At 50.2% G+C, this 12,484-nt stretch carries 11 protein-coding genes; 4 read left to right on the forward strand and 7 right to left on the reverse strand.

The window, feature by feature from the left end; genetic code table 11:
• Window positions 1-74: 74 nt before the first annotated feature.
• Window positions 75-644: a fasciclin domain-containing protein gene (locus tag D6024_RS17820; protein WP_121356112.1), complete on the reverse strand. Its 570-nt coding sequence runs from the start codon at window positions 642-644 to the stop codon at window positions 75-77.
• 119 nt (window positions 645-763) lie between these two features.
• Here D6024_RS17820 and D6024_RS17825 point away from each other — a divergent pair, with 119 nt between their 5' ends.
• Complete coding sequence (locus D6024_RS17825; protein WP_121356113.1) at window positions 764-1,174, forward strand: EVE domain-containing protein; 411 nt, start codon at window positions 764-766, stop codon at window positions 1,172-1,174.
• A gap of 78 nt (window positions 1,175-1,252) precedes the next feature.
• Here D6024_RS17825 and D6024_RS17830 read toward each other — a convergent pair whose 3' ends face one another.
• The 3 genes from D6024_RS17830 to D6024_RS17840 are packed head-to-tail and all read right to left on the reverse strand — an operon-like array spanning window position 1,253 to window position 2,710.
• The gene (locus tag D6024_RS17830; protein ID WP_121356114.1) at window positions 1,253-1,486 is read right to left on the reverse strand and encodes a hypothetical protein; all 234 of its coding nucleotides are present in this window, start codon (window positions 1,484-1,486) and stop codon (window positions 1,253-1,255) included.
• Between the two features lie 58 nt (window positions 1,487-1,544).
• On the reverse strand, window positions 1,545-1,907 hold the full coding sequence (locus D6024_RS17835; RefSeq protein WP_121356115.1) for a cupin domain-containing protein: 363 nt from the start codon (window positions 1,905-1,907) through the stop codon (window positions 1,545-1,547).
• 17 nt (window positions 1,908-1,924) lie between these two features.
• Entirely contained in the window at window positions 1,925-2,710 is a 786-nt protein-coding gene (locus D6024_RS17840; protein WP_121356116.1) for a DUF2231 domain-containing protein, read from the reverse strand.
• Window positions 2,711-2,840: 130 nt separating this feature from the next.
• Between D6024_RS17840 and D6024_RS17845 the strand changes: the two genes are divergently transcribed.
• On the forward strand, window positions 2,841-3,536 hold the full coding sequence (locus tag D6024_RS17845; RefSeq protein ID WP_121356117.1) for an SIR2 family NAD-dependent protein deacylase: 696 nt from the start codon (window positions 2,841-2,843) through the stop codon (window positions 3,534-3,536).
• Here D6024_RS17845 and D6024_RS17850 read toward each other — a convergent pair.
• Window positions 3,533-5,050, reverse strand: coding sequence for a saccharopine dehydrogenase C-terminal domain-containing protein (locus tag D6024_RS17850; protein WP_121356118.1), 1,518 nt, complete (start codon window positions 5,048-5,050; stop codon window positions 3,533-3,535). The two genes, D6024_RS17845 and D6024_RS17850, sit on opposite strands and share 4 nt — an antisense overlap.
• A gap of 105 nt (window positions 5,051-5,155) precedes the next feature.
• Window positions 5,156-6,247 carry an FxLYD domain-containing protein gene (locus tag D6024_RS17855; protein ID WP_162944860.1) on the reverse strand — a complete coding sequence of 364 codons (1,092 nt, stop codon included), beginning with the start codon at window positions 6,245-6,247 and terminating at the stop codon, window positions 5,156-5,158.
• A 196-nt stretch (window positions 6,248-6,443) separates the two neighbouring features.
• Here D6024_RS17855 and gyrA point away from each other — a divergent pair, with 196 nt between their 5' ends.
• A complete protein-coding gene (gyrA, locus tag D6024_RS17860; protein WP_121356120.1) occupies window positions 6,444-9,056 on the forward strand; it encodes a DNA gyrase subunit A in 2,613 nt (870 codons plus the stop codon).
• A gap of 18 nt (window positions 9,057-9,074) precedes the next feature.
• Entirely contained in the window at window positions 9,075-10,325 is a 1,251-nt protein-coding gene (locus D6024_RS17865) for a tetratricopeptide repeat protein (RefSeq protein ID WP_121356121.1), read from the forward strand.
• A gap of 463 nt (window positions 10,326-10,788) precedes the next feature.
• On the opposite strand, the gene D6024_RS17870 is transcribed toward D6024_RS17865, so the two are convergent.
• On the reverse strand, window positions 10,789-12,483 hold the full coding sequence (locus D6024_RS17870) for a RagB/SusD family nutrient uptake outer membrane protein (protein ID WP_121356122.1): 1,695 nt from the start codon (window positions 12,481-12,483) through the stop codon (window positions 10,789-10,791).
• Window position 12,484: the final 1 nt, after the last annotated feature.

Genomic DNA, 12,484 nt, shown 5'->3' on the forward strand with positions numbered 1-12,484 from the left:
TTGCCTCCTTGCAAAAGAAGACAGCCGGCGCAGGGCCGGCTGATCTTGTTACAACAGGACAGAACGATGCGTTTTTATTTCGGCATGACCACACTATCGATCACGTGGATGACGCCATTGCTTTGATTGACATCGGCGATGGTGATTTTTGCCATTCCGCCTTTTTCATCTTTCAGCCACCACTGTCCGTTCTTTTCCATCACCCAGAGTTTGCCGCCTTGAACAGTTGTCAGTTCGGCCGTGCCCCTGCCTTTTTTTGCCAGCGCGGCAATGTCTTTTGATTGCAGGCGTCCGGGCACTACGTGGTAGGTAAGGATCGACGCCAGGGTGGCTTTGTTTTCCGGTTTCAGCAGGGTTTCGACGGTGCCCTTCGGCAATTTTTCAAAAGCCGCGTTGGTCGGTGCAAAGACGGTAAACGGCCCGGCGCTTTGCAAGGTCTCTACCAGCCCTGCTGCTTTTACGGCAGCCACCAGCGTGGTGTGGTCTTTGGAGTTGACGGCATTTTCAACAATATTTTTGGAAGGGTACATGGGCGCACCACCAACCATCACGGTCATTTCGCCGGCTTTTGCCGGAATCGTTTGAGCGGAAGCCGTAAAGGCAATCGATGCAAGAAGGAAGGCCGCGAATGTGATCTTTTTCATCTGTAAAGGTTTTGGGTTTGATGATTTGTTTGCTGAATAAATACGGCGGTAAAAAATTCCTGGATTGGTAAAAGCAAAAAATTTATTCTTGCAGTTTTAATCTAAATCGAAACAACCGCATGGCATTCTGGCTGGTAAAATCGGAACCGTTTAAATATAGCTGGGAGCAATTTGTAAACGATAAACAAACGTTCTGGGATGGCGTGCGCAATTATGCAGCACGCAACAACCTGCGAAGCATGAAAAAAGGCGACCAGGTTCTTTTTTATCACAGCAATGAAGGACTTGAAATCGTTGGCATTGCCAAAGTGGTGAAGGAAGCGTATCCCGATCCGACATCGGATGAAGATGCATGGGTGGTTGTGGACCTGAAGCCGGTGAAAAAATTAAAAACGCCTGTCACGTTAAAACAAATCAAGGCCGAGCAGCGATTGCAGAACATGGATCTGTTGCGCCTGGGTCGCCTGTCGGTGGGTACCGTTAAAGACGACGAATGGACGGTGATCATGGAAATGGCCGGTGAAAACTAACGATGCAGAAATGATTAAACAAAAGCAGCTCCCGGATGGGAACTGCTTTTTCTGCTTAGTCCTGCTTTGTTTTGATTTCTATTTTCCTGCCTGAAGTCTTCCTGCGATTGCATTTTCGAGGTCGTCTGGTATGAGGCCGGCATCATCGTCGATTGCGGCCAACCGGCCCAGTCCAGAATCCCAGGTAAAAATGTGTTCGTCGCTATTGTTGTATCGCACCTTGAACCGAGTTTCCCCATTAAACGAAAACGGTGCGGCCTTTACCAAATAGGGCACACCACTCAGTACTAATTCAAACGATTGCTCTTGCATAATCTGATCTTTAGGTAGTGTCAACAAAAAAAATTCCAAACTGCGTTGCATGCCAAAATCAGGCCTCTTCGCGGTGCACGGAATCCACTGAAAAGGCTGGCAGGCAAACGCTCCAGTATTCGCACTCCTCGTCGAAAGGGTTGGAATAGCGAACCCGGGTGCCGGCTTTGATCAAGATACTTTGTCCACTTTCAAGGACAATCTGGTCCCCATCTGCCTCGACTAGTTTTTTACCGCGGCTGATCAGGGTGTATTCATCAAACGAAGGCGTCTGGTGGGGCTCGCTCCATCCCGACGGTGCGATCATGTGTGCGATGCTGAGACCCTGGTCGCCCGAAGAAGCCAGTCCCACGTGTTCTTCAATCAGCTTTCCGTCGTTTGTAGGAACGACAAACGGATTTTTTTGTACAGTATACGGCATTGCGTCGTTTTTGATTTTTAAACCTGCAAATAAACAGCGCCATCTTTTTCTTCAACGGAAAAAGTTTCAATCCCGGTTTTGGCAGGCCCTGCTTTGACCGAACCATCGTGCACGTCGAATTGCGATCCGTGCCAGGGACACTGCACCGTGCCGCAGATCATGGCACCGCCGGCCAACGAGCCACCGCGGTGCGAACAGTGATCACTAAAAGCGGCATACCCTTTTTCCGACCGGGCAATCACGATCCGTTTGCCATCAACATGTACCAGTTTCATTTGGTTGACGGCTAGTTCGTCTATGCGAGCCACCTTTACTTTCCCGCCCTTTGCCTCGAGCACTTCCTCTTTCCATTTGCCGGCACCGGCATAGCGCGGGTCGACGCCGATCTGGTTCCGGTAAACAAGCGTGCCGCCAAACCAGCCGGCTGTCGATAAAATAGCAACGCCCATTGCTTCCAGCACAACCAGGACCGGAAGTGCCAGGCTGCTGTTTCGCCTGAGGAAAAAAATGACAATGAACAGCACAAGGTTGCCAGAGTTGAGCAGCCCGTGCTGGGCAGCTCTTTTTTTGGCTGAACTCTCCGGCGGGACGGTGTATAAAAAATCGAGAAAGCCCGGAACGGCCGCCAGCACGGCACCCGCAATGCCGGCAATGACCAGGTGATAGCCCGTTGCCTGTAACGACGGTTTGGAGAAAACCAATGAAAGAAGGTCAAACACAAAGGCACCGACAAAGAAGGCAATGGGAAAGCTGACAAGGATCGGGTGAAGGGGATGGCTCTTCAGGCTGGCCCTACTCTTCATGATTTTGTTTTCGGCATGCCAGCAAAAAGCTTACCGGGGAAAGGTTCACGAGTTCACCGTTCACACGGTCAAGCGCTTTGTTTTACGGCCAGGCGAATGGAACGTGTGCACTTGCAAACTATTTTTGGGTATGAGCAAAATGAAACTGGTGGTATTGACCGGCGCCGGCATCAGTGCGGAAAGCGGCCTGAAAACCTTTCGCGACAGCGACGGTTTATGGGAAGGCTACGACATCAATGAAGTGGCGACCGCCACGGCCTGGCGCCGCAACCCGGCGCTGGTGCAGGAGTTTTACAACCTGCGCCGCCGTGGCGTCAGGGAAGCAAAGCCCAATGCCGCCCACGTGGCGTTAGCCGAACTGGAAAATGATTTCGATGTTTCGATCGTGACGCAAAACATCGATGACCTGCATGAAAGAGCTGGTTCTACCAAGGTTTTGCACCTGCATGGCGAGATCCTTAAAATGCGCAGCGAAGCCAACGAAAGCCTGGTTTACCCGGTAGAAGGCGATATCAAAATGGGAGACAGGGCAGAAGACGGCGCCCAGCTTCGTCCGCATATCGTCTGGTTCGAAGAGCCCGTTCCCATGATGGAAAAAGCTGCGATCCTTGCCCGCCACGCCGACCTGTTCCTGATTGTTGGAACCTCACTGGTGGTTTACCCTGCAGCGGGCCTGGTGAATTACGTGCCTTACCATGTTCCGAAATTTGTTGTCGATAAAAAACTTCCCTACCTGTCGCCGGTGCAAAACATTGTTGCCATTGAAAAACCGGCAACCGAAGGCATGAAAGAGGTGATTCCCCATCTCAGAAAATACCTGGTTTAAGAAGGCAGGTCAACGGTTTCTTCGGTAAAATGGATCCCGGCTCCGCGGAGTTCCTGCAGGACGGGTTCATAGATTTCTTTTGAAACGGGTATCTGCAAACCTTTTGTTTGGATGGTTCCATTGAGGATCAGTTTCGCGGCAACCGCCAGGGGCAATCCCACTGTTTTAGCCATGGCCGTATGAACGGCATTGTCGCCTTTCAGCAAGAAGGTGCTCGTCGTCTTTTTGCGGCCCGACCCGTTTGTATATTCCAGCTCGTGAAGCATCACTACCATATCCCTGTCTTCCGGTTGCAGTAAGAGCTTTTTTTCCAGCGCGAATTGCAGCACGTCGGCAGCACTGCAGCGGCCTTTGTCGATCGTTGTTTTTTCGTCGTCCATGCCGAGGAAAAAAAGTTGTTTCAGCGTCAGGTTGGCGTCGTGCATTTTATCGGCAAGCGTGGCAGCCGCGCTGATCTTTAAGTGGTCGATGTCGACTTTTTGCAGATCGCCGTTGTCGTCAACCATCATAAATTCCTCTACCGGTTCAATGCCTTTTTCGGCGGCTTCTTCTTCCAGCTTGACAAGGCTGACCAATTCCGTTAAAAGGGATTTGGTCGCGTCGAACTGATCGTGCAGCTTTTGCTCCAGCCATTCGCCAAAGCCGTTCAAATCCATGTGCTCTTTGAAAAACTGCATCAGTGTTTTGCCATCGGTCAGATAGAGTTTGGCTTCGTCGGTCAGCTTCAGGTCAATAATGTTTTTCCACCCATAAATAAAATCGGGATGGCGAAGCGTTGTGCGGATAAACGTATCAGTTTCTTCCAGCCCGTATTTGGAAATATAGCTCAGCGAATCCCTGTTCGGGTACCAGCAAAGAGCATCCGTACCGGGCACCGGCACAAAACGTTTTTGTTCGAAAAGCGCTTCGTAGTCAAGTTCCCTGATCTCGCCGTCCTGCTTGTAGATCGCGCCGGCTTTCCCGGCCATCACAACATTCCGCGGGTTCCAGCTAATCTTGTAATGCCATGGATTGTCGTCGCTTTCCGGTGCCACCAGCCCGCCGCAATGCGAATAGAAAGAAGTGATCTTTCCGCCTCCCGCATGAATGCTGTCGATGATCTTTTTTGCACTCATGTGATCGATACCGGGATCCAGCCCCATTTCGCAGAGGAAAAGCAAACCCTTTTTTTCGATTTCTTCTTTCAGATCCCGAATCGATTCGTCGACATAAGATGCGGTCAAAAGGTTTTTTTCAAAATGGAGACAGTCCCTTGCCACGAGAATGTGCAGCGCCGGCGGAAGCAGGGAGATCACGATGTCTGCTGCCTGCACAAGGAACTTTCGTTCTGCATCCTGCAGGATGTCCAGCGCAACGGCCTTACCGAAAGGAGAGGTACCGATCTTTTCGTGAATGGCTTCTGCGTTTGCATCGGCAACGGTGAGTTGCCAGTTTTCCGCCCGGGCATTGACAAGAAGGTAGTCGATCAGGGCAGTGGATGATTTGCCGGCGCCAAAAAGAAGAATTTGTCTCATGGTGAAGAATAGGCTTGTAAAGTAGGCAAAAATCGATTGCCCCGCCAATGGCAGGGCAAGGTGTGAAAATGAAAATGTCGTTGAATTCTCTTTTTTACAAAAGGCTTACATATTGACGACCCGGTAGTGAACCTTGACGCCACGGCCATTGTCCGGCACCTGGATTTTTCGGCTGGCGCCGGGAGCAATGCTGCTGACTTCCACAGTTTTGGAGCCAACGGTTTTCCCGTTTGATTTCAGATATTCCACTTCCACAACCGCTTTGTCAATCGCGGTTGACGACGGGTTGGTGACCGTCAGTTCGAGATTGCTGATGCCGCCAAACAGGCCGACCGTATAGTCATTGGCCGACAATTGCAGGGCGGCTTTGGCGGCAGGCTTTTCTTCCTTTTTCGCCAGGTCCGCGTCAGCGGCAGGTTTGTTTTCGGCCGCCGGCACTTCATCTTTTTTCGACTCCGTATCGGGGGAAGAGGCCGGGGTCTCCTTTGGTATGGTCAGCTCGGGTTTTATTTTAAGCGGTTCTTTTTTGACGACCGGTTTGGCAGTAACAGGCTCCGGTTTCGTCACGGCCGACGCAATCAACGTGCTGTTTTGTGCGAGTGGTGAAGCAACGGTTGCCAGGGCCGCATGGGAGGTTGTGCTTTGGGGCAATTTTTCCTCCACTATCGCATGGGCTTCGGACGTCGCGGTTTCAGCCGGTTCGAACTCGATATTTTCAACGGCTTTTTTGATCATGAACGCCGCCATGGTTACCCCGATCATCAGTGTCACAAGGCCCATTAGGTTGCCGGCAATACTCAGCGGCTGCTTCACCACTTTTTTCCTGTAGGACTTTTGCGCATATTTTTCCTTCAGTGCGTCAAACGAAGGCGTGTAGGACAGGTCCCCTTCCTGGTCAACCGAAAGATCGAAATGCGTGTCACCGGCAGAAGGGTACTCGCTTTTGAAGGTTGTTACAGTGGAAGCTGTCGATGCCGTTGCAGCCGCCCTGGTTGTGGATTTTCGCCTGTTTTTCGGTCGTGGCTCGGGGTCACGCAGGAAGGCGGTCAGTTCACTGATTTCTGCCGGGTGCTTCCAGCAGGTGCTTTCGCCTTCGATCCAGAGCAAATCGGTTGGGAAAAGGCCTTTCGCCTTCAGGTCTTTGGCCGTGTACGGGCCAGACTCCAAGTTATCCCGCAGTAAAAAATAGGTTGCCATGACTGGTGCCGAATTGGTGTTTAAAAACAGTGTGAAGAAAATACTGTGCCTGACCTTTTTCCCGGCTGTGGAAACATTAACACCCTCTTGGTAAATTAAGGCAAAATGCCTGCTGAAAACGCTGCTTTTTGTCAGGTTTTTAAGGCTAAAAAAGGTAGATTTGCCCACCTTTAAAATTTGACGTTAAGTACACAGAATGGAAAATAATTTACAACCCCAGGAGACGCAGGATTTTAACCGGATTATTCCCATCAACATCGAAGAGCAAATGAAGACCGCCTACATCGACTATTCCATGTCGGTGATCGTGGGTCGTGCGCTGCCCGATGTGCGGGATGGTTTAAAGCCGGTACACCGCCGTATCCTGTTTGCGATGAATGAGCTGGGCATGGGCCACAGCAAACCCTATAAGAAAAGTGCCCGTATCGTGGGTGAGGTGTTGGGTAAATACCACCCGCACGGTGATACGGCCGTTTACGACGCCATGGTGCGGATGGCGCAGGACTGGAATATCCGTTACCCGCTAATCGACGGGCAGGGTAACTACGGAAGCCAGGACGGCGACGGACCGGCGGCCATGCGTTACACGGAAGCCCGTATGACCCGCATGGCAGAAGCCATGCTGCAGGATATCGAAAAAGAAACGGTCGATTTCGGCCTGAACTTCGACGACTCGCTGGAAGAGCCGACGGTTCTGCCAACCCGAATCCCGCAATTGCTGGTGAACGGTTCAAGCGGTATTGCCGTGGGTATGGCTACCAACATGATGCCCCACAACCTGAGTGAAGTGGTGGACGGTTGTATTGCCTACATCGACAACCGCGAGATCACGGTGGAAGAACTGATGCAGCACGTGAAGGCGCCCGACTTTCCCACGGGTGGTTCCATTTATGGGATGGAAGGCGTGAAATCCGGCTACCATTTTGGCCGCGGACGTGTGGTGCTCCGTGGCAAGCTTCATGTGGATACAAAACCCAGCGGCCGTGAACAGATCATCATTACCGAAGTGCCTTACCAGGTGAACCGTGATACGCTTTGTAATCGCATTGGTGAACTGGTGAATGACAAAATTCTCGAAGGCATCGCCCACATCAACAACGAATCGAACAACAAAGAAGGCACCCGCATTGTGATGGACCTGAAACGCGATGCCGTTGCCAACGTTGTCATCAACCAGTTGTTCAAATACACGGAACTGCAGACCAGCTATGGGATTAACAACGTGGCGATCGTGAAAGGCCGTCCGAAAATCCTGTCGCTGAAAGAACTTATTTCGGAGTTTGTCGATTTCCGCCACGATGTGGTTTATCGCCGCACCCAGTTCGAATTGCGTGAAGCGGAAAAGCGGGCCCATATCCTGCAGGGCTATCTCATCGCCCTTGACCACCTCGACGAAGTGATTGCCCTGATCCGTGCATCTTCCACGCCGGATATTGCCAAGGACAACCTGGTGAATGCCGGTTGGGGTTTGGACGAGATCCAGGCAAAGGCTATTCTCGAATTGCGCCTCCAGCGCCTTACCGGTATGGAGCGGGAAAAGATCAAGCAGGAATACGACGACCTGATGAAGCTGATCGCCCACCTGAAAGAGATCCTCGCCAACGAGGGCCTGCGTTACGAGATCATCAAAACCGAACTGAATGAAGTGAAGGAAAAGTTTGGTGATGTGCGGAAGACGGAAATTACCCTTTTGGACAACGAGGTTAGCATTAAAGACCTCATCAAGGAAGAAGACGTGGTGATCACGATCTCCCACCTTGGCTATATCAAACGGACATCCGCATCCGATTACCGTGCACAACGGCGCGGCGGACGTGGCGTGATGGGTGGAAAAACCCGTGAGGAAGATTATATCGAGCACCTTTTTGTTGCGTCGACGCACCACACGCTGCTGTTCTTTACCGAAAAAGGACGCTGCTACTGGCTGAATGTTTACCAGATCCCGGAAGGAGAGAAGAACAGCAAGGGTCGTGCAATTCAAAATCTTTTGCAAATTTCTCCCGACGACAAGGTCAGGGCGATCATCGATGTAAAAGACCTGCAGGATGCCGAATTCGTGAATAACAATTACATCGTGCTTTGTACCAAAAAAGGTGTCATCAAGAAAACGGCGCTGATTGACTTCAGCCGTCCGCGTTCGACCGGTGTAAATGCCATTACGATCGTAGAAGGCGACCAGTTGCTGGAAGCCAAGCTGACCGATGGTTTGTGCGACATTATGATGGCAATTAATTCGGGCCGGGCCATCCGTTTCCCCGAATCGAAAGTGCGTACGACAGGCCGCGGCGCTATCGGCGTAACCGGGATTGAAGTGGAGAAAGAAGGCGAAGAAGTTGTTGGTATGATTTGTGTTAATCCCGAGACGCAAAAAGACAGGACCGTTCTCGTGGTTAGTGAAAAAGGCTATGGAAAACGCACACCAGTGGACGAATACCGCATCACCAACCGTGGTGGAAAGGGTGTGAAAACAATCAGTGTGACAGACAAGACAGGCCGTTTGGTAGGAATTGTGGACGTGGCCGAAAGTGAAGACCTGATGATTACCTGTAAGAGCGGCATTACCATCCGCATGAATGTGGCTGCCATCAGTGAACAAGGCAGGGCCACGCAGGGTGTGAAGCTGATTCGAATTGAAGAGGGAGATGAAATTGCAGCACTGACCAAACTGGATGAACAGGAAGAGGACGTGATCTTCGCTGAAGAGGGAACCGAGGCAACAACGACGGAAGAGAACACCGTTTCACCAGAAGCTTCAACCGACCAAGCCGAAAACACAACAGAAGGAGAGCAGGAAGCTCCAATCGCTTAACTATAAAATCAAAAAACAATGCGTAAACTGTTATTATTTGTTGGTCTCGCACTTGCCGTTCAATCGTTTGGACAGAAGGCAGAAAAACTGGATGATGTAAAAGAAAAGGTACAGAAAGGCAAATACGACGAAGCAAAGGAAAAACTTGACAAAGTGCTGGCCGATCCGCAAAATGCAAACAACGCAGATGCCCTTTTTTACAAAGCGGTCGTTTATCACAACCTGGGCAAACAAAAATCGGACAGCGTTATGATGCAGGCCAGCTTCGATGCCATGAAAGCTTACGTGGACCTCGAAAAGAGCAAGCCAGAAGGCCAGCGCATGTTGCTGTCGACACTTGAAAATCACAAGACATTGGTAGATATCTATCAAAGTTTTTTCCAGAAGGGCGTGCAGAACTTCCAGAGCACTTCGTATGAAAATGCCTTGCGCAATTTCGAGAATGCGCTTGATGCCTTCACGATCCTTCAGAAGAATGGTCTTGTGAATGCAAAATTCGACACGACATCCACCTTGTATGCCGGGTACGCAGCACAGAACTCCAAGGCCTATGACAAGGCAGCCAAGTATTATGACGTGATCATTAACAACAACATTGTTGACACGAACTATGTTGGCCTGTACCGTTTCATGATCAATGCCAACCTGGAAAAAAAGGACACGGCAACGGCTAAAAAATACCTGGAAGTCAGCCAGCAGCGTTTCCCGATGTACAGCGATGTATGGCTGGATTACCAGACACTGTTTCTTCCTGCCGATAAGCAAAAACGGTTTGCCGAATACCAATCGCTGGTAAAGGCAAATCCGAAAAATGAAACGCTGGCAATGAACTATGCCATTGAGCTTTACAACTATGTTCGTTCCAGTGATGCTGCAGAAAATGATTCGACATTGCGTTTGCAAACAGAATCTGCCTTGCGGAACGTGTTGCAAATGGATCCTTCTTCCTCAACCGGCAACCTGCTGATCTCGCAGTTTTACTGGACAGAATTGTACCAGTTGCAATCGGCGCTGGATGCGGTAAGAGGAACTACTCCCGCTGCAACCGCGAAGAAAAAAGAGTTGAACGCGAAAATGGATGCCGTGTTTGATAAGGTATTTCCTTACCTGACAAAGTCGTATGAACTTTACAGTGCGCAGACAACGCTGAAGCCCCAGGATAAGGCCAACTACCGGATTGTTTTGGGACAGCTTTCTGATTATTACAACCGGAAAAAGCAGCCGGCAAAAGCTGCCGAATACCAGGCAAAAACAAAAGCATTGCAATAAAGAACTCATCCCGGATAGAAAAAGGGGCTGTGCAACACAGCCCCTTTTTTGTGGGTATGAGACGGGTTGAAAGGTTAATTCAAGTCCCTAGCCCATTCCTTCAATTTTTCCGCTTTAGTCATTGCCCGGAAAAAGTTTCCGAACAATTTTCCGAATGAATTACGCTGTTTTGCAACACTACGGTAGCGCAGGGACGATAGAGATGAAGAAGACATTTTGCAGGTTTTCGTTGCAGAAGCCATTGTTGCATACTATGGAATCATGGCAAAAGCAAAACGCTTGCCCTGGAATGACCGACTGAAGCTGATGTCGTTGTGAACGCAATTTCAAATTAGCTATACTGCACATTGCCAAATGCAGGCTTTCCTGTAGAAAAAAAGGCTGTCCAGGAAAATTGGACAGCCTTTATCATGCGTAAGCTATTTCGAAGGAATATGCTGCAGCTAAAGAGAAAGCCGCACCATTATTGCCAACCTGGATTTTGCACTAATTCCACTCCATTGGTTTTATACAACTGTATTTGGTCAAGGGGGAGAGGATCCAGGTATACTTTCGGATCGGTAAACAAGCGTTGTGAAGCGGCGGAAGGTGCGGGAATAATATAACCTTCGGTCGCGTTGTTTTCGATTTTTACATCTGAATGAAGTGTTGGCCAGTCGGACCGTTTAATCCAGGCGCCCCGGTTGATGTCAGCATTCGCCTGTGTATCCGTGTACTCCAGTTTTTTCCAGCGTTTCAAATCACTCAAGCGGAATCCTTCAAACATTAATTCTGTCCGGCGTTCGCGGCGGATTTCCCAGATGATGGAAGGAACCGAAGGATCACGGTCCGGGTCATCGTAGGGTGTTCCGTTGACAGCGGGCTGGTCGCCCATGACCTGAAGCGGCGGCATGTTAATGCCCGGACGGCTGCGCAATTTGTTGATGGATTTGTCGAGATCGGCCTGTGTGAGCATTCCCAATTCAGCCGTGGCTTCGGCATAGTTCAGCAACACTTCACCGAAACGAATGACCGGCGCATCAGTGCGGTTCAGGCTACTGCTTCCTTCGGGCAAATCTTTAATCGATTCATTGAAGAATTTACGGGTGGCGTAACCTGAGGTTGAATAATTGGATACCACGCCCTTCAACCGCAGTTCCGGAACAATGGTTTCTGACAAACGCGGGTCGCGGTTGGCCATTACGTTGCCGATGGTTTTATCTCCCTGGTACAAGGGTGACAGTTTAATGGGCAGGCCATCTTTAGCCAGGAATGATTCTACAGCATCTTTTGAGGCACCGGACTGCGGTTCGCCGTTTACATAGCTGTGTAAACTATGAGTCAGCACACCGGTTTCGTACTGGCGGTAAAGAATCACCTCTTTTTTACCGGCCAGGTCCAGTGAGTTAAACAGGCTCCTGAAATTATCCGTTGCCGCATATTTGTTTGATTTGATCACTTCGTCCGCGGCCCATTTCGCTACTTGCAGGTAAGACGTTGCTTTCTGCTGGTTGATGTTGTGATACTTTTCGTATGTCCCTTCAAAGAGCATAATGCGAGACATCATTGCTAAAACAACATTTTTATTTACTGTCAAACCATCCGTTCCATCACTGGCCCGGACGTTTTCCGCTGCATACTGCAGATCGGCCAGCACGTTGTCCATGACCAGTGTACGCGGATCGCGGGGTTTATACAGTTCCGGCGACGCTTCATCCAGTTCCTTGTCAATCCAGGGAACGTCGCCAAACGTTGATACCAAATCGGCGTATTCCAATGCACGAAAGAATCGGCCAACGCCGGTCCAGTGTTTTTTTGCTTCGTCACTGACAGGTGCTGTTTGCACCCGGTTGATCATGATGTTTGCCTTTCTTACCCAGGCAAATGACCAGCCTCCACCCGAAGCGGGAACCACTTTGGTGAATGGGGTAGGTGTGGTCGGTGCAAAATCGTCATTGAGGCTTTGCCCCGAGAAAAACTTGCCCCACGTAAAGCCTGAGCCATACCCACTGAAATAATTCGGGTAAAAGCCATAGGCAAACGTGCGGATATTGTTCTCACTGGTCCAGAAAGAAGTGTCTTCCAGCGCATCCTGCGGAAGGCGTGTCAGGAAGTCCTTTTTGCAGCCCGTCGCCACGAGGAGCGCTGCCGCTAACACGGTAATTATTTTATTTTTCATA

Origin of the sequence: Flavisolibacter nicotianae (genome assembly GCF_003628535.1) — a bacterium.
GTDB classification, from domain to species: Bacteria; Bacteroidota; Bacteroidia; order Chitinophagales; family Chitinophagaceae; genus Flavisolibacter; species Flavisolibacter nicotianae.